Raw genomic sequence first — 17,944 nt, 5'->3', positions numbered from 1 at the left:
TCCACAGGGCCCCCGGCCCGTCGTACACAGGGCCCCGGCCCGTCATACACAGCCCCGCCGGAGTGTCGGTCGTCGCCAGTAGGGTGTGAGTCATGGCCGACCCCTCCAGCTACCGCCCCAGGCCGGGTGAGATCCCGGACTCCCCGGGGGTGTACAGGTTCCGTGACGAGCACCGCCGGGTGATCTACGTCGGAAAGGCGAAGAGCCTGCGCCAGCGCCTGGCGAATTACTTCCAGGACCTGGCGAACCTGCACCCCCGCACCCGCACCATGGTCACCACGGCCGCGTCCGTGGAGTGGACGGTGGTGTCCACGGAGGTCGAGGCCCTGCAGCTGGAGTACTCCTGGATCAAGGAGTACGACCCCCGGTTCAACGTGAAGTACCGCGACGACAAGAGTTACCCCTACCTCGCGGTGACGATGAACGAGGAGTTCCCGCGCGTGCAGGTGATGCGCGGCCACAAGAAGAAGGGCGTGCGCTACTTCGGGCCGTACGGACACGCCTGGGCGATCCGCGACACGGTCGACCTGCTGCTGCGCGTCTTCCCGGTGCGCACCTGCTCCGCCGGCGTCTTCAAGAACGCCGCTCGCACCGGCCGCCCCTGCCTGCTCGGTTACATCGGCAAGTGCTCGGCGCCCTGCGTCGGCCGGATCTCCCCCGACGACCACTGGGACCTGGCCGACGAGTTCTGTGACTTCATGACCGGCCGCACGGGTACCTACCTGCGCCGCCTGGAGAGGCAGATGGCCGAGGCGGCCGACGAGATGGAGTACGAGCGGGCGGCGCGCCTGCGCGACGACATCGGGGCCCTGAAGAAGGCCATGGAGAAGAGCGCCGTCGTGCTCGCCGACGCGACCGACGCCGACCTGATCGCGGTCGCCGAGGACGAGCTGGAGGCGGCCGTCCAGATCTTCCACGTGCGCGGCGGGCGCGTGCGCGGCCAGCGCGGCTGGGTCACGGACAAGGTGGAGGAGATCACCACCGGCGCCCTCGTCGAGCACGCCCTCCAGCAGCTGTACGGCGAGGAGACCGGGGACGCCGTCCCCAAGGAGGTCCTGGTCCCCGCCCTGCCCGACCCGGTGGAGCCGGTCCAGCAGTGGCTGACGGAGCGCCGCGGTTCGGGCGTGTCGCTGCGCATCCCGCAGCGCGGCGACAAGAAGGCGCTGATGGAGACCGTCCAGCGCAACGCCCAGCAGGCGCTCGTCCTGCACAAGACCAAGCGCGCCTCCGACCTGACGACGCGCTCACGCGCGCTGGAGGAGATCGCCGACGCCCTCGGCCTGGACAGTGCCCCGCTGCGGATCGAGTGCTACGACATCTCGCACCTCCAGGGCGACGACGTCGTGGCCTCCATGGTCGTCTTCGAGGACGGACTGGCCCGGAAGAGCGAATACCGCCGGTTCCAGATCAAGGGCTTCAGGGGACAGGACGACGTCCGTTCCATGCACGAGGTGATCACCCGCCGCTTCCGCCGGTATCTCGCCGAGAAGGAGAAGACCGGCGAGTGGGCAGACGGGGCAGACGGGACAGAAGGGGCAGATGGGGCCGACGGTGCCGCCTCCGACGCCGAGGAGCAGCTCACGGACGGCCCGGCGCTGAAGGACGACGACGGCCGACCCAAGCGCTTCGCCTACCCGCCCCAGCTCGTCGTCGTCGACGGCGGACAGCCGCAGGTCGCGGCGGCGCAGCGGGCGCTGGACGAGCTCGGCATCGACGACATCGCCGTCTGCGGACTCGCCAAGCGTCTGGAGGAGGTCTGGCTGCCCCGGGAGGACGATCCGGTCGTCCTGCCCCGCACCAGCGAGGGCCTGTACCTGTTGCAGCGGGTCCGCGACGAGGCCCACCGCTTCGCGATCACCTACCAGCGGGCCAAGCGGGCCAAGCGCTTCCGCTCCAGCCCGCTGGACGACGTGCCGGGCCTCGGGGAGACGCGCAAACAGGCGTTGATCAAGCACTTCGGTTCGGTGAAGAAGCTGCGGTCGGCGACGATCGACCAGATCTGCGAGGTGCCCGGCATAGGCCGCAAGACGGCGGAGACCGTCGCCGTGGCCCTCGCCCGGTCCATCCCGGCCGCGCCCGCCGTGAACACGGCGACCGGAGAGATCATGGATGACGAGGACGGGGCACCCGAGACGACGGCGGATGCCCCGGGGGAGCCCGTGCCCGCGGGCACCCCGGACGAACGACGGGGGCAGGAGAGATGACCGAACACGAGGCACAGCCCACAGCAGGGCGAGAACAGGCCCACGGCACGACCGGCGAGGAGGCGGGCCCGCAGACGGCCGCTGCCGAACGGCGCCAGGACGACGGAGCACAGGTGAGTACGGGCAAGGAAACAGCCGGGGCGCACGAGGCGGCCATCCCCGAGCTGGTGATCATCTCCGGCATGTCCGGAGCAGGCCGCTCGACGGCGGCCAAGTGTCTGGAGGACCTGGGCTGGTTCGTCGTCGACAACCTCCCGCCCGCGCTGATCCCCACCATGGTGGAGCTCGGCGCCCGCTCCCAGGGCAACGTGGCCCGGATCGCGGTCGTCGTCGACGTCCGAGGCCGGCGCTTCTTCGACAACCTGCGAGAATCCCTCGCGGACCTCGACTCCCGCGGCGTCACCCGGCGGATCGTCTTCCTGGAGTCCTCCGACGAGGCACTGGTACGCCGCTTCGAGTCGGTGCGCCGCCCGCACCCCCTCCAGGGCGACGGCCGCATCGTCGACGGCATCGCCGCCGAGCGGGAACTGCTGCGCGAGCTGCGCGGCGACGCCGACCTGGTGATCGACACCTCCAGCCTCAACGTGCACGAGCTCCGCGCCAAGATGGACGCCCAGTTCGCCGGCGACGAGGAGCCGGAGCTGCGGGCCACCGTCATGTCCTTCGGTTTCAAGTACGGCCTTCCGGTCGACGCCGACCTGGTCGTGGACATGCGTTTCCTGCCCAACCCGCACTGGGTCCCGGAGCTGCGCCCGTTCACCGGCCTCAACGAGGAGGTCTCCTCGTACGTCCTCAACCAGCCCGGCGCCAAGGAGTTCCTCGACCGCTACACCGAGCTGCTCCAGATGATCGCCGCGGGCTACCGTCGGGAGGGCAAGCGCTATGTGACCGTCGCCGTCGGCTGCACCGGCGGCAAGCACCGGTCCGTGGCCATGTCGGAGAAGCTCGCCGCCCGGCTCGCCGCCGAAGGCGTGGAGACGGTGGTCGTCCACCGGGACATGGGACGGGAATGACAGGACGTACTCCGCGGCTGAGCAGGCTGCGCCGGGTGGTGCCCGAAGGGCGCGGCGGCAGGCCCGCCGACGCCCGCGCCGCCCGGCCCGAACAGGCGCGCGGCGGCAAGCCGCGCCGCCGGGGCGCCCAGCCCAAGGTCGTCGCCCTCGGCGGCGGCATGGGCCTGTCCGCCTCGCTCGCCGCACTGCGCCGGATCACCGGCGACCTCACCGCCGTCGTCACCGTGGCCGACGACGGCGGCTCCAGCGGGCGGCTGCGCGACGAGCTGGGCGTCCTGCCGCCCGGCGACCTGCGCAAGGCGCTGGCCGCGCTGTGCGGCGACGACGACTGGGGCCAGACCTGGGCCCGCGTCATCCAGCACCGCTTCCAGTCCCAGGGCGACCTGCACGAACACGCGGTCGGCAATCTGCTGATCGTCGCCCTGTGGGAGCAGCTCGGCGACCACGTCCAGGCGCTGGACCTGGTCGGCAAGCTGCTCGGCGCGCACGGGCGGGTGCTGCCCATGTCCGCCGTGCCGCTGGAGCTCCAGGCCCTGGTCAAGGGGCACGACCCGGACCGGCCCGACGAGGTGGACACCGTGCGCGGGCAGGCGACCGTGGCGCTCACGCCCGGCGAGGTGCAGTCCGTGCACCTGGTGCCGAACGACCCGCCGGCCGTACCCGAGGCGGTCGACGCCGTCCTGGACGCGGACTGGGTGGTGCTCGGCCCCGGCTCCTGGTTCTCCTCGGTCATTCCGCACCTGCTCGTGCCCGATCTGCTGGACGCGCTCGTCGAGACGAAGGCCCGCCGGGTGCTCTCGCTGAACCTCGCTCCGCAGCCCGGAGAAACCGAGGGCTTCTCACCGCAGCGTCATTTGGAGGTTTTGGGACGACACGCCCCTAAACTCGCCCTGGACGTGGTGCTGGCCGACGAGGCCGCCGTGCCCGACCGTGACTCGCTCACCGACGCCGCGAAACGGTTCGGCGCCGCGGTCGAACTGGCTCCGGTCGCCCGGACCGACGGGACCCCGAGGCACGACCCGGAGCTGCTGGCCGCCGCGTACGACCGTATTTTTCGGATGCATGGAAGGATCGGCCCATGGCGATGACGGCAGCGGTGAAGGACGAGATCTCCCGGCTCCCCGTCACCCGGACCTGCTGCAGAAAGGCGGAGGTCTCCGCCATTCTGCGGTTCGCCGGCGGCCTCCACCTGGTGAGCGGGCGGATCGTGATCGAGGCGGAGCTGGACACCGCGAGAGCGGCCCGGCGGCTCAAGCAGGACATCCTGGAGATCTTCGGGCACGCCTCCGAGCTGATCGTGATGGCGCCGGGCGGGCTGCGCCGCGGCTCGCGTTACGTCGTACGGGTGGTAGCGGGCGGTGACCAGCTGGCCCGCCAGACCGGCCTGGTGGACGGCCGGGGACGTCCGATCCGCGGCCTGCCGCCGCAGGTGGTCTCGGGGGCCACCTGCGACGCCGAGGCCGCCTGGCGCGGAGCCTTCCTGGCGCACGGCTCCCTCACCGAGCCGGGCCGCTCCTCCTCCCTGGAGGTGACCTGCCCGGGCCCCGAGGCCGCGCTTGCCCTGGTCGGCGCCGCCCGCCGGCTGTCGATCCCCGCCAAGGCCCGCGAGGTGCGCGGGGTGGACCGGGTCGTGGTCCGCGACGGCGACGCGATCGGTGCCCTGCTCACCCGGCTGGGCGCCCACGACTCGGTACTGGCCTGGGAGGAGCGGCGGCTGCGGCGCGAGGTGCGCGCCACCGCCAACCGCCTCGCCAACTTCGACGACGCCAACCTGCGCCGCTCGGCCCGCGCGGCCGTCGCCGCGGGGGCCCGGGTCCAGCGCGCCCTGGAGATCCTCGCCGACGACGTGCCCGAGCACCTCGCCGCCGCCGGCCGGCTCCGCATGGAGCACAAGCAGGCCTCCCTGGAGGAACTGGGCGCCCTCGCGGACCCGCCGCTGACCAAGGACGCCGTCGCCGGCCGTATCCGCCGCCTGCTGGCCATGGCGGACAAGCGGGCCTCGGACCTCGGCATCCCCGGCACGGACGCCAACCTCGGCGAGGAGCTCGCCGACAACCTCGTCGGCTGACCGAACGCGCGCTCGTCGACCGAACGCGCGCCCGTCGGCCGACCGGACGCGCGCCGGCCCACCGCACGCGGGGCGACAACGAGCCGGTGCGGGCGCCCACTTGGGTGACCCGCACCGGCTTCCGCGTGTCCGTGCCGCACTCTTGACTCGATCATGAGCTGTCATGAGCCTGGCATCTGTTCGCTGCTGTGGCGAACCCAGGCCTGTCGGACAGGCCCCATCTAGGGGGGTTCATGAGACGAAGAGCGAGATCGATCCTCGCTGTCGGCGCGCTCCTGATCGGCGGAGCGGGCTTCGCACCCATCGCCCAGGCACAACCCGCAGGCTCCGCGACCGCGGACGCCGACGAGGTGAAGGTCTTCCGTGCCGATGTGACCCAGGAGCAGGTACCCCTGCTGCTGGCCGCCGGCCAGGACGGCCACGAACTCGGTGAGCAGGTCCCCGACGAGGGCACGGCCACCGTCGAGGTCTACCTCACCGACCAGCAGGCCGAGAAGCTGGAGAAACAGGGTGTCGGCCTCGAGGAGCACACCCTCTCCACCCGGGCCGAGAAGCGCGTCGAGGACGCCGCCGAGGGCGTCTTCCGGCCGTACGGCGGCAGCGGCGGGCTCAAGGAGGAGATCCTCCGTACCGCACGCGAGCACCCCCGCCTCACCAAGGTCGTCTCCATCGGCAAGACGGTGAACGGCCAGGACATCCTGGCGCTCAAGCTCACCAGACACGCGGACCGGACCCGGGACGGCTCCAAGCCCGCCGTCCTCTACATGTCCAACCAGCACGCGCGCGAGTGGATCACCCCGGAGATGACCCGGCGGCTGATGCACCACTACCTGGACAACTACAAGAAGGACCGGCGGATCAAGAAGCTGGTCGACTCCACCGAGCTGTGGTTCCTCCTGTCGGCCAACCCCGACGGCTACGACTACACGTTCGAGGACACCGACAACCGCCTGTGGCGCAAGAACCTGCGCGACGTCAACGGCGACGGGACCATCACCACCGGCGACGGCGTCGACCTGAACCGCAACTTCGCCTACAAGTGGGGCTACGACGACGAGGGCTCGTCCCCCAACCCCACCAGCCAGACCTACCGGGGCGCCGGTCCGAACTCCGAGCCCGAGACCAAGGCCCTGGACCGCTTCCAGAAGCGGATCGGCTTCACGTACGGCATCAACTACCACTCCGCCGCCGAGCTGCTCCTCTACGGGGTCGGCTGGCAGGTGGCCACGGACACCCCGGACGACGTCCTCTACAAGGCGCTCGCCGGCACCCCCGGCAACCCCGCGATCCCCGGCTACCATCCGCAGGTCTCCTCGGAGCTGTACACCACCAACGGCGAGGCGGACGGCCACGCGGCCAACGTCAACGGCATGGCGATGTTCACCCCGGAGATGTCGACCTGCCAGACCATCTCCCAGCAGGACCCCGACGACGAGTGGGACCCGCGCGACTGCCAGTCGGGCTTCAACTTCCCCGACGACGAGGAGCTGATCCAGCAGGAGTTCGCGAAGAACATCCCCTTCGCGTTCTCCGTGGCCGAGAGCGCCGCGCACCCCGACCGGCCGTCCTCCGCGGTAGGCCTGGAGGCCGCCGACTTCACCCCGGCCGAGTTCACCGAGTCCTATTCGCGCGGCGCCGACCAGGAGGTCTCCGTCGTCGCACGCAAGTCGGTGCGGGACAAGGAGCTGAAGTACCGCGTCAACGGCGGACGCGTCCACGACATGGCCCTGCGGCCCTGGCGCGGCGGTGAGACGTACGGCGGTGAGGACAACCTCTACTTCGACGAGTACCGGGCCAAGGTCAAGGACGGCGACCGCGGCGACCGGGTCGAGGTCTGGTTCACCGGCGAGACGAAGAAGGGCAAGCGGACCGAGAGCGAGCACTTCACGTACACGATCGCCGAGCGGCCCCGCGCGGACGTCCTGGTCGTCGCGGAGGAGGGCGCGAAGGCCACGCAGGCCCAGACGTACGTGGACGCCCTCAGGGCCAACGGCAGGCGGGCGGCGGTCTGGGACGTCGCCGCGCAGGGCGCGCCGGACGCGCTCGGCGTCCTCGGCCACTTCCACACGGTCGTCCACTACACCGGCGCCGCGGTGCCCGGCAACGCCACCCAGCTCCAGCTGCGTGCCTTCCTCAACGAGGGCGGCAGGCTGATCGAGGCGGGGGAGCGGGCCGGCGGCAGGGTCGACCTGGGCGGCGGCACGCTGTCCGACGACTTCAGCCAGTACTACCTGGGCGCGTACACCCGTACCTCGACCCCCGGGGCCACCGGCTTCTCCGGCTCCGGCAAGCTCGGCGGGACCACCGGCATCCTCGGCGACGCCCCCGGCAACCCGCTGGACGCCGCCGGCACCTACAGCGTGACCTCGGACCAGCTGCCCGCCGACACCTACCCGCAGTTCGCGAGCGAGGGCGCCGGGAAGTTCGCCGGGACGGTCAACCCGTACGGGCCCTACGCGGGCGAGTGGATGGCCGCCGCCGTCCACACCGACGACGCCTACAAGCGCCTCACCCGCACCGTCGACCTCACCGGCGTCACCGCCGCCGACCGCCCCACCCTGCGCACCCAGCTGCTGTGGGACACCGAGAGCGGCTACGACCACGCCCTGGTCGAGGCGCACACCACCGGCGCCGACGACTGGACCACGCTCCCCGAGGCGGGCGGTGCCACTGGCACGGCCGTACCGGCGGAGTGCGCGGCCGGGTTCTACATGGGCGAGCACCCCTGGCTGGAGCACTACCTGACCCTGTCCGACGACGGCTGCACCGCGACCGGCACCACCGGGCAGTGGAACAGCCTGACCGGCTCCTCCGGGGGCTGGCGGCAGGTCGCGTTCGACCTGAGCGCCTACGCCGGGAAGTCCGTCGAGGTGTCGATCGCCTACGTCACCGACCCCGGCAGCGGCGGACGCGGCGTCCTCGCCGACGAGGCCTCGCTCGTCGTCGGCGGCACGGCGACCGCGACCGACGGCTTCGAGACCTCGCTCGGTGCCTGGCAGGTCTCCGGACCGCCCGCGGGCAGCCCCGCCGTCCTGAAGGACTGGGCCCGCACCGGGACCCTGTTCCAGACGTACGGCGCGGTCACCACGGACGACACGGTCCTGCTGGGTTTCGGCCTGGAGCACCTCACCGAGCCGGCCGCCCGGGCGGCCCTGGTCCGGCAGGCGCTGCGTGCCCTGGACGAGTGAAATCCGCGTCTCTGGGGACTGACACGGTGTAGCGAAATCGGGTGATCGGTCCCCGTCGCCCGGGGCGGTCCGTACCCCTACTGACGGGTACGGACCGCCCTGCCGGGTATGGGGCGTCTCGATGTCACCCCCGGGGCCCCGGAGAGGTAGGGTCGGGGGTGGTCGGGGACATCCCAAATACAGCTCGCCGGCACATCGGGCCGGCGTACCAACGAGGAGATCGGTTCGTGACGATCCGCGTAGGCATCAACGGCTTTGGCCGCATCGGTCGTAACTACTTCCGCGCGCTGCTGGAGCAGGGTGCAGACATCGAGATCGTGGCTGTCAACGACCTGGGTGACACCGCGACCACCGCCCACCTGCTCAAGTACGACACCATCCTCGGCCGCCTCAAGCAGGAGGTCTCGCACACCGAGGACACCATCACCGTCGGCGACAAGACCATCAAGGTCCTCGCCGAGCGCAACCCCGCGGACATCCCGTGGGGCGAGCTGGGTGTCGACATCGTCATCGAGTCGACCGGCATCTTCACGAAGAAGGCCGACGCCGAGAAGCACATCGCGGGCGGCGCGAAGAAGGTCCTCATCTCGGCCCCGGCCAAGGACGAGGACGTCACCATCGTGATGGGCGTCAACCAGGACACGTACGACCCCGCGAACCACCACGTCATCTCCAACGCCTCCTGCACCACCAACTGCGTGGCGCCGATGGCCAAGGTCCTCGACGAGAACTTCGGCATCGTCAAGGGCCTGATGACGACGGTGCACGCGTACACGAACGACCAGCGCATCCTGGACTTCCCGCACAAGGACCTGCGCCGCGCCCGTGCCGCCGCGGAGAACATCATCCCGACCACCACGGGCGCCGCCAAGGCCACCGCGCTGGTCCTGCCGCAGCTCAAGGGCAAGCTGGACGGCATGGCCATGCGCGTCCCGGTCCCGACCGGCTCGGTCACCGACCTCGTCCTGGAGCTCGGCCGCGAGGTCACCAAGGAAGAGGTCAACGCCGCCTTCCAGAAGGCCGCCGAGGGCGAGCTCAAGGGCATCCTCGAGTACACCGAGGACGCGATCGTCTCCTCGGACATCGTCAACGCCCCGGCGTCCTGCACCTTCGACTCGTCCCTGACCATGGTCCAGGACGGCAAGAACGTGAAGGTCATCGGCTGGTACGACAACGAGTGGGGCTACTCCAACCGCCTCGTCGACCTCACGGTCTTCGTCGGCAACCAGCTCTGATCGACTCGGACTCAGCAGGCACCGCGATGCGGTGGCAGGGCTCGGACAGCGCAAGGCCGCGCTGCCCGAGCCCTGCGTCGCGTCCGCGAAGCCGCGCTGTCCCGGCCTGCGTCGCGTCCGCGAGGCCGTGCTGCCCGAGCCCTGCGTCGCGTCCGCGGCGACCAGCCCTCGTAGGATCACGAGCGATCACGAGAACCCAGGAGCCCTCTGCATGAAGACGATCGACGAACTGCTCTCCGGAGGCGTCGCGGGCAAGCGAGTCTTCGTCCGCGCCGACCTGAACGTGCCGCTGGACGGCACCACCATCACCGACGACGGCCGCATCCGCGCCGTGGTGCCCACCGTCAAGGCCCTGGCCGACGCGGGCGCACGCGTGATCGTCGCCTCGCACCTGGGCCGCCCCAAGGGCGCCCCGGACCCGGTCTTCTCCCTCGCCCCGGCCGCCGCCCGCCTCGGTGAGCTGCTCGGCGCCGACGTCGCCTTCGCCGAGGACACGGTCGGCACCGCCGCCGAGTCCACGGTCGCCGGCCTCGCCGACGGCCGGGTCGCGGTCATCGAGAACCTGCGCTTCAACGCGGGCGAGACCAGCAAGGACGACACCGAGCGCGCCGCCTTCGCCGACCGGCTGGCCGGCCTCGCGGACGTCTACGTCGGCGACGGCTTCGGCGCCGTGCACCGCAAGCATGCCTCCGTCTTCGACCTGCCGAAGCGGCTGCCGCACTACGCCGGCTACCTCATCGCCACCGAGGTCGGCGTCCTGAAGAAGCTCACCGACGACGTCCAGCGGCCGTACGTCGTCGCCCTCGGCGGCGCCAAGGTCTCCGACAAGCTCGCCGTCATCGACCAGCTGCTCGGCAAGGCCGACCGGCTCCTCATCGGCGGCGGCATGGCGTACACCTTCCTCAAGGCCAAGGGCCACGAGGTCGGCATCTCCCTGCTCCAGGAGGACCAGATCCCGACCGTCAAGGAGTACATGGAGCGCGCGGAGAAGAACGGCGTCGAGCTGGTCCTCCCCGTCGACGTCCTGATCGCGTCCGAGTTCCCGGACCTGAAGACCAAGGCCCCGGCCAACCCCGCCACCGTCGCCGCGGACGCCATCCCGGCCGACCAGGAGGGTCTGGACATCGGTCCCGAGACCCGCAAGCTGTACGCATCGAAGCTCGCCGACGCCGCCACCGTCTTCTGGAACGGCCCCATGGGCGTCTTCGAGCACCCCGACTACGCCGAGGGCACCAAGGCGGTCGCCCAGGCCCTCCTCGACGCCCCGGGCTTCACCGTGGTCGGCGGCGGCGACTCCGCCGCGGCCGTCCGCACCCTCGGCTTCGACGAGAACGCATTCGGCCACATCTCGACCGGCGGCGGCGCCTCCCTCGAATACCTCGAGGGCAAGACGCTCCCCGGCCTCGCCGCACTGGAGGACTGACCTCAATGACCACCCGCACGCCGCTGATGGCGGGCAACTGGAAGATGAACCTCAACCACCTCGAGGCCATCGCACACGTCCAGAAGCTCGCCTTCGCCCTCGCGGACAAGGACTACGACGCCGTCGAGGTCGCCGTCCTCGTCCCCTTCACCGACCTGCGCTCGGTGCAGACCCTGGTCGAGCACGACAAGCTCAAGATCAAGTACGGCTCCCAGGACGTCTCCGCCCACGACGGCGGCGCCTACACCGGTGAGATCTCCGGCCCGATGCTCGCCAAGCTCCGCTGCACCTACGTCGCGATCGGCCACTCCGAGCGCCGGCAGTACCACGCCGAGACCGACGAGCTGGTCAACGCCAAGGTCAAGGCCGCCTACAAGCACGGCCTGACCCCGATCCTGTGCGTCGGCGAGGAGCTGGACGTCCGGGAGGCGGGCAACCACGTCGCCCACACCCTCGCCCAGGTCGAGGGCGGCCTGAAGGACCTCCCGGCCGAGCAGGCCGAGACGGTCGTGATCGCCTACGAGCCCGTGTGGGCCATCGGCACCGGCAAGGTCTGCGGCGCCGAGGACGCGCAGGAGGTCTGCGCGGCGATCCGCGGCAAGCTCGCCGAGCTGTACTCGGGGGAGCTGGCCGACAAGGTCCGCATCCAGTACGGCGGCTCGGTCAAGTCCGGCAACGTCGCCGAGATCATGTCGCAGGCCGACATCGACGGCGCGCTGGTCGGCGGTGCCTCGCTGGACTCGGACGAGTTCGTCAAGATCGTCCGCTTCCGCGACCAGTAGCAGGCCACCAGGTCGGTCAGCAGGTCGACCGGTGAGTATGCGGTAGCGGAGATACGTCGTACCCTGGCGGGGGCATGGTGGCCCACTGTCACCGTGCCCCCGTCGTTCATCCGAATCCGAGGAAGTTGGTCCAGCCGTGGTTTTGGGGTTCTCGATCGCCCTGATCGTCTTCAGCCTGCTGCTGATGCTGCTGGTGCTGATGCACAAGGGGAAGGGCGGCGGCCTCTCCGACATGTTCGGTGGCGGCATGCAGTCGTCCGTCGGCGGCTCCTCGGTCGCCGAGCGCAACCTCGACCGGATCACCGTGGTGGTCGGTCTCATGTGGTTCGCGTGCATCATGGTGCTCGGCCTGATGATGAAGGCGAACAACTGAACAACTGACACACCCCGCACTCGAGCACGTAAAGCCCCATGTTCGGTACACGCCCGACGGCGCCGCCTATCATGGGGCTTGCGTCTGGGCGCTTGGGCTTGTAACTCGAATCACTGGACGCGCGTTGGGCCTTACGTAGACTGAGGCGCTCGCAGCGAAGCGAAACGCCGACTCGCTTCGCGGCACCATCACGCAGGGAGTTACGACCGTGGCAAGTGGCAACGCGATCCGGGGAAGCCGGGTCGGGGCGGGGCCGATGGGCGAGGCCGAGCGTGGCGAGTCCGCGCCGCGCCTGCGCATCTCCTTCTGGTGCTCCAACGGACACGAGACGCAGCCGAGCTTCGCGAGCGACGCACAGGTCCCGGAGACCTGGGACTGCCCGCGATGCGGCTTCCCCGCCGGGCAGGACCGGGACAATCCGCCGGACCCGCCGCGCACCGAACCGTACAAGACCCATCTCGCCTATGTGCGCGAGCGTCGCAGCGACGCGGACGGCGAGGCGATCCTCGCCGAGGCGCTCGCCAAACTGCGGGGCGAGATCTAGACCGGCCTCCGTCAGGCCCCTTCGGTCTTCTTCGGCCAGTCTCCTCGCGGGCTGATCAATTAGGTTGGAACAGCCGGGACAGCTGGGACACCTAAGGAAGAAGGCTGAAGTCCGACATGAACACAGACGGCCGTACCAGGCTCAACCAGACGCCCGAATGGGCCGCGCTGGCCAAGCACCGCGAGGAACTCGGCGAGGTGCGGCTGCGCGAGCTGTTCGCCGCCGACCCGGGTCGCGGCACCGGCTGCACGCTCCGGGTGGGAGACCTGTACGTCGACTACTCCAAGCACCTCGTCACCGACGAGACCCTGCGGCTGCTGCGTGAGCTGGCCGCCGCCACCGACGTGTTCGGGCTGCGCGACGCCATGTTCCGCGGCGAGAAGATCAACACCACCGAGCACCGGGCGGTGCTGCACACCGCGCTGCGCGCCCCGCGGGACGCGGTGATCGAGGTCGACGGCGAGAACGTCGTGCCCAAGGTGCACGCGGTGCTCGACAAGATGGCCGGCTTCGCCGACCGTGTCCGCTCCGGCGAGTGGAAGGGCCACACCGGCAAGCGCATCAGGAACGTCGTCAACGTCGGCATCGGCGGCTCCGACCTGGGCCCGGCCATGGCCCACGAGGCACTGCGCGCCTTCACCGACCGTGAACTGACGGTCCGTTTCGTCTCCAACGTCGACGGCGCCGACCTGCACGAGGCCACCCGCGACCTGGACCCGGCCGAGACGCTGTTCGTCATCGCCTCCAAGACCTTCACCACCATCGAGACGGTCACCAACGCCACCTCCGCCCGGACCTGGCTGCTGACCGCGCTGGGTGACGCCGCCGCCGTCGCCAAGCACTTCGTCGCCCTGTCGACGAACGCCGAGAAGGTCGCCGAGTTCGGCATCGACACGGCCAACATGTTCGAGTTCTGGGACTGGGTCGGCGGTCGCTACTCGTACGACTCGGCGATCGGGCTCTCCCTGATGATCGCCATCGGCCCCGGCCGCTTCCGCGAGATGCTCGACGGCTTCCACCTCGTCGACGAGCACTTCCGCACGGCCCCCGCCGAGGCCAACGCCCCCCTGCTGATGGGCCTGTTGGGCATCTGGTACGGCAACTTCCACGCCGCCCAGTCGCACGCGGTACTGCCGTACTCCCACTACCTGTCGAAGTTCACCGCCTACCTCCAGCAGCTCGACATGGAGTCCAACGGCAAATACGTCGACCGGGACGGACGCGAGGTGGACTGGCAGACCGGCCCGGTCGTGTGGGGCACGCCCGGCACCAACGGCCAGCACGCCTACTACCAGCTGATCCACCAGGGCACCAAGCTCGTCCCGGCGGACTTCATCGGCTTCGCCGAGCCGGTGGCCGAGCTGAGCGACGAGCTGAAGGCCCAGCACGACCTGCTGATGGCCAACTTCTTCGCACAGACCCAGGCCCTGGCCTTCGGCAAGACGCCGGACGAGGTGCGGGCCGAAGGCGTGCCCGAAGAGTTGGTCCCGCACAAGACCTTCCGGGGCAACCACCCGACGACCACGATCCTCGCCCGTGAGCTGTCCCCGTCGGTACTCGGCCAGCTCGTCGCCCTCTACGAGCACAAGGTGTTCGTGCAGGGCGCGGTGTGGAACATCGACTCCTTCGACCAGTGGGGCGTCGAACTCGGCAAGGTGCTCGCCAAGCGCGTCGAACCCGCCCTCACCGAGACGTTCTCGTCAGCCGCTGTCGCGGCGGGCTCGGTCCCCGGTCTGGACGCCTCCACCAAGGCACTGGTCGCCGCCTACCGGGAGCTGCGCGGCCGGCGGTGAACGGCGGGGGCGCGGTGGCCCGGCCGGTCCGGTCAGGCCACCGCGCTCAGCGTGTCCGCGAGGCGGCGCCGGGCCGCCCGTGCCGACGGTACGGCGGCCAGCGCGCAGGCACTCAGCACCGCGGTCGTGCCCGGCAGCGTGAGGAAGACGGGGGAGGGGGCCTGGGCGATGCCCGCGCCGATACCGCTGGAGGCGGCCTGGGCGTCGATCAGCCAGTGCGCGAGCGGCAGCCCGAGGGCGGTGGCGAGGAGAACGGCGGCCAGGGCGGTGTAACCGGTGGCCGTGACGGTGATGCCGGTGATCTGGCGCGGGGACAGGCCGATCGCCTTGAGGGCGAGCAGGTCCCGTTCGCTCTCGCGGACGGTGCCGCCGATCGCGGTGAGCAGTTCGATCAGCCCGATCAGCGCGAGTACGGCGATCAGCCCGAGGACGACCCCGCGCAGCGGGGAGAGACCGTCGGCGGGGTTCGCCACGGTGTGCACGTCGAGCCTGCCGTCTCCGGCCTCGGCGAGCCGTTCCGCGACCTCGTCCGGGTCGGCGCCGGGGTGCAGACGGAGCTGGTAGAGGGTCGGGCTCAGGCCGGGGTCGTTCTCCCTGAGGGTGTCGAGGGAGGTCGAGACGACCCGGCCCGCGTTCTCCGCTTCGATGCTGCGGCCCACGATGTGCAGGATCTGCGGCCGGTCGCCGACGGTCATCCGCACCCAGTCGCCGACCCGCACCTCCAGCAGGTCGAGCAGCCCCTGCCCGGCCACCGCCTCGTCCGGTCCGTGCGCGCGGCGGCCGTCGGCCAGGGCGTACGGGTAGGGGTCCTCGTGGGTGCCGAGGCCGCGCAGCGCGATGGTCGCGGTCTGGCCCGGCACCAGGGCGGCCACCTCGACGCCCGGGTAGGCGGTGGCGACCTGTGGGTCGCGTTCCAGCAGGGCACGGGTGCCGCGGTCGCCGAGACCGGCGTCGGCGCGGACGGACAGGGCGGTCGGCAGGCCGATCCGCTCGGGCCGGCTCTGCAAGCGGTCGATGGTGGTCCACGCGCTCATCGCCACCACGATCAGCAGCAGCGGCAGCGTGAGGCGGGCGACCGTGGCGAGCGAGCGCGGGCGGCGCGTGAACGCCTTGTGCCAGCCGAGGACGAGCGCGGGTGGCACACGCACCTCGAACTCCCGTACATCGCGTTCTCTCGGACCGAGGCCGCGCCCGCGGGATCCTCGTTCACCGGAGCCCGCCGCGCCGGCCCGGAGCCGAACCGCGCCACGCTCGCCGGACCCCTCGACACCCCGTCCCCGGCCCCACACCGGCACCCTGAGCACCCGCAGCCCCAGCACCCTCCGTGCCGCGCCGGACAGCCGGCTGCCCTGTGCCGCCGCCGGACGCGGCACCGGAACCGGCGGTACCCGTCCCGCCCGCCAGGCCGCGAGCCCGGTGGTGGCGCCGATGAACAGCACCGCGCCCGCGGGTACGGCGAACAGCGCGACGGTGTGTCCGGGCAGGCCCTGCCACACGCCGACCGCGTCTCCGAGCCGCCCGGGGACGCGGCTGCCGAGGGCCTGGGTGAGCGCGGCGGCGGCCACCGCGCCGAGCAGGGCGTAGGCGAGGTGCTGGAGCAGGAAGACCCGGACGACCTGGCCCGGCGTGAAGCCGATCGCCTTGAGCACGGAGATGTCCCGCAGGTGGCCGCGGATCCGGGTGCCGATCGCCCCGTGCACCGCGAGTCCGGCGGCGAGCAGCGCGCCTAGCCCGAACAGACCGAGGACCTGGCCGAGCAGCCGGTTGTCGCCCTGTGCCTCCGCGCGGGCCTGCTGCCAGGTGGACACCTGCCCGATCGCACCGGCACCCAGCGCGGTCACCGCGCGCTGCACGGCGTAGTCCGTGTCCCCGGGATCCGCCAGCCGCAGCCCGATCACCTGGCCACTCGGGTCCGGCACGGCGGCCGGCGGGGCCCACACGAGTCCCGGCCGCTCGCCGGGCCGGTAGCGGCGCTCGGGGCTGTCGGCGAGGCCGAGCACCGTCAGGGTCCGTTTGGTGCCGGGCAGGGTGAGGGTGTCGCCGGGCTGGGCCAGCAGCGCGCGGGCGAGGCGGCTCTCCAGGACCACCCCGTCGGGATCGGCCGGGTCGAGCCACTGCCCGGCGGTGAGCAGCGGGCGCCCCACGTCGGGCTCGTCGGCGGTGCCGCGCAGCTCGACGGAGGCGCGGGTACCGCGCACGGCGACGGTGGCGGAGGCGGTGGGGTAGGGGCCGGCGACGGACTGGACGCCGCTCAGGCCGGTCAGCTCGCCGGTGTCGGCCGCGGTGTCGGTGTGCAGCCAGACGTGGGCGCCGCGGGCCTGCGTGAAGACCCGCTGCCAGGGGTTGGTCGCGTACCCGAACAGGGCCGTGGCCAGCAGCAGCGAGGCGACGATGCCCGCGGTGGCGAGGACGAGGAACAGCGCTTCGCCCCGGTGGGTGCGCAGATCGGAGTGGGCCCAGCGCAGGGTGGCTCGCACGGGCCTCAGCCCCTTGGCGCGCGGTGCGCGCGGTGGTCGTACGTCCGCATGCCGGTCACCGCTGTCAGTCCTCGAGTTCCAGCACGGCGGAGGCCCCGGACCGGCGGCGAGGTGGCGTACCGGTGTCCAGTTCGGCGTCGTCGGCTATGCGTCCGTCGAAGAAGCTGATCACCCGGTCCGCGGCGCTCGCGAGCCGTGCGTCATGGGTGACCAGCAGGATGGTCTGGCCACGCTGGTGGAAGCGGGACAGCAGCCGCATCACCTCGCGGGTGCCCTTGCTGTCCAGGCTGCCCGCCGGTTCGTCGGCCAGCAGCAGTGGCGGATGGTTGACCAGTGCCCGGGCGAGTGCCACCCGTTGCTGCTCGCCGCCGGACAGCTCACCGGGCATGCCGCGCTCCTTGCCCGCCAGGCCCAGCTCCGCGAGCAGCGCCTCCCGCTCCGCGCGCGCCCGCTTCGGCGGCAGACCGGCGAGCAGGGCGGGCAGCTCGACGTTGTCTGCGACGGACAGGTCGGAGACCAGGTTGAAGAACTGGAAGACGATCCCGATGCGCTTCCTGCGCTCGACCGCCCAGCGCGCCTCGCTGTACGCGTCCGTGCACGCGCCGTCCAGCCACAGGCTGCCGGCGTCCGGCCGCTGGAGGCCGCCGAGCAGGTGCAGGAGTGTCGACTTCCCGGCGCCGGACGGCCCGGTGATCGCCACGAACTCGCCCCGCCGCACGCGCAGGTCGACCCCGCGCACGGCGTGCGCCGGAGCACCCTCGCCGTGGTGCGTCTTGACCAGGCCCTCGGCGCGCAGCACGGGAGCCGGGTCCTCGCCCACCTCGGGGATCACCGCAGAGCCGAC

At 71.4% G+C, this 17,944-nt stretch carries 13 protein-coding genes; 11 read left to right on the top strand and 2 right to left on the bottom strand.

The window, feature by feature from the left end; all coding sequences use genetic code 11:
- Nucleotides 1-92: 92 nt before the first annotated feature.
- The 11 genes from uvrC (at nucleotide 93) to pgi (ending at nucleotide 14,623) form a co-directional block, all read left to right on the top strand.
- On the top strand, nucleotides 93-2,204 hold the full coding sequence (gene uvrC, locus ACZ4V1_RS25610) for an excinuclease ABC subunit UvrC (RefSeq protein WP_468339991.1): 2,112 nt from the start codon (nucleotides 93-95) through the stop codon (nucleotides 2,202-2,204).
- Nucleotides 2,201-3,217 (top strand): RNase adapter RapZ, encoded by a 1,017-nt coding sequence (gene rapZ, locus ACZ4V1_RS25605; protein ID WP_468339989.1) that lies wholly within the window; start codon nucleotides 2,201-2,203, stop codon nucleotides 3,215-3,217. The genes uvrC and rapZ overlap by 4 nt, the downstream gene beginning before the upstream one ends.
- Nucleotides 3,214-4,305: a gluconeogenesis factor YvcK family protein gene (locus tag ACZ4V1_RS25600; protein ID WP_468339987.1), complete on the top strand. Its 1,092-nt coding sequence runs from the start codon at nucleotides 3,214-3,216 to the stop codon at nucleotides 4,303-4,305. Before rapZ ends, ACZ4V1_RS25600 begins: the two co-directional genes overlap by 4 nt.
- Nucleotides 4,296-5,285 carry a DNA-binding protein WhiA gene (gene whiA / locus ACZ4V1_RS25595; RefSeq protein ID WP_468339985.1) on the top strand — a complete coding sequence of 330 codons (990 nt, stop codon included), beginning with the start codon at nucleotides 4,296-4,298 and terminating at the stop codon, nucleotides 5,283-5,285. Before ACZ4V1_RS25600 ends, whiA begins: the two co-directional genes overlap by 10 nt.
- 233 nt (nucleotides 5,286-5,518) lie before the next feature.
- The gene (locus ACZ4V1_RS25590; RefSeq protein WP_468339983.1) at nucleotides 5,519-8,473 is read left to right on the top strand and encodes a M14 family metallopeptidase; all 2,955 of its coding nucleotides are present in this window, start codon (nucleotides 5,519-5,521) and stop codon (nucleotides 8,471-8,473) included.
- 227 nt (nucleotides 8,474-8,700) lie between these two features.
- Nucleotides 8,701-9,708, top strand: coding sequence for a type I glyceraldehyde-3-phosphate dehydrogenase (gap, locus tag ACZ4V1_RS25585; protein ID WP_386323045.1), 1,008 nt, complete (start codon nucleotides 8,701-8,703; stop codon nucleotides 9,706-9,708).
- A gap of 211 nt (nucleotides 9,709-9,919) precedes the next feature.
- Nucleotides 9,920-11,131 (top strand): phosphoglycerate kinase, encoded by a 1,212-nt coding sequence (locus ACZ4V1_RS25580; protein WP_468339981.1) that lies wholly within the window; start codon nucleotides 9,920-9,922, stop codon nucleotides 11,129-11,131.
- 5 nt (nucleotides 11,132-11,136) lie between these two features.
- The gene (gene tpiA / locus ACZ4V1_RS25575) at nucleotides 11,137-11,913 is read left to right on the top strand and encodes a triose-phosphate isomerase (RefSeq protein WP_468339979.1); all 777 of its coding nucleotides are present in this window, start codon (nucleotides 11,137-11,139) and stop codon (nucleotides 11,911-11,913) included.
- A 136-nt stretch (nucleotides 11,914-12,049) separates the two neighbouring features.
- Complete coding sequence (gene secG / locus ACZ4V1_RS25570; RefSeq protein WP_468339977.1) at nucleotides 12,050-12,286, top strand: preprotein translocase subunit SecG; 237 nt, start codon at nucleotides 12,050-12,052, stop codon at nucleotides 12,284-12,286.
- 208 nt (nucleotides 12,287-12,494) lie between these two features.
- Nucleotides 12,495-12,830, top strand: coding sequence for an RNA polymerase-binding protein RbpA (locus ACZ4V1_RS25565; protein WP_003976875.1), 336 nt, complete (start codon nucleotides 12,495-12,497; stop codon nucleotides 12,828-12,830).
- Between the two features lie 116 nt (nucleotides 12,831-12,946).
- Nucleotides 12,947-14,623 (top strand): glucose-6-phosphate isomerase, encoded by a 1,677-nt coding sequence (gene pgi / locus ACZ4V1_RS25560; protein ID WP_468339975.1) that lies wholly within the window; start codon nucleotides 12,947-12,949, stop codon nucleotides 14,621-14,623.
- Nucleotides 14,624-14,655: 32 nt separating this feature from the next.
- Here the strand turns inward: pgi and ACZ4V1_RS25555 are convergent, their stop codons facing one another.
- Together ACZ4V1_RS25555 and ACZ4V1_RS25550 are read right to left on the bottom strand one after the other, a co-directional pair.
- Nucleotides 14,656-17,100 carry an FtsX-like permease family protein gene (locus tag ACZ4V1_RS25555; RefSeq protein ID WP_468339973.1) on the bottom strand — a complete coding sequence of 815 codons (2,445 nt, stop codon included), beginning with the start codon at nucleotides 17,098-17,100 and terminating at the stop codon, nucleotides 14,656-14,658.
- A gap of 64 nt (nucleotides 17,101-17,164) precedes the next feature.
- Nucleotides 17,165-17,920 (bottom strand): ABC transporter ATP-binding protein, encoded by a 756-nt coding sequence (locus tag ACZ4V1_RS25550; protein ID WP_468340019.1) that lies wholly within the window; start codon nucleotides 17,918-17,920, stop codon nucleotides 17,165-17,167.
- Nucleotides 17,921-17,944 lie beyond the last annotated feature (24 nt).

Source organism: Streptomyces sp. NPDC028991, from assembly GCF_055564775.1.
Note: the sequence above shows the minus strand (reverse complement) of the source record. Positions and strands in the feature narration are given on the sequence as shown.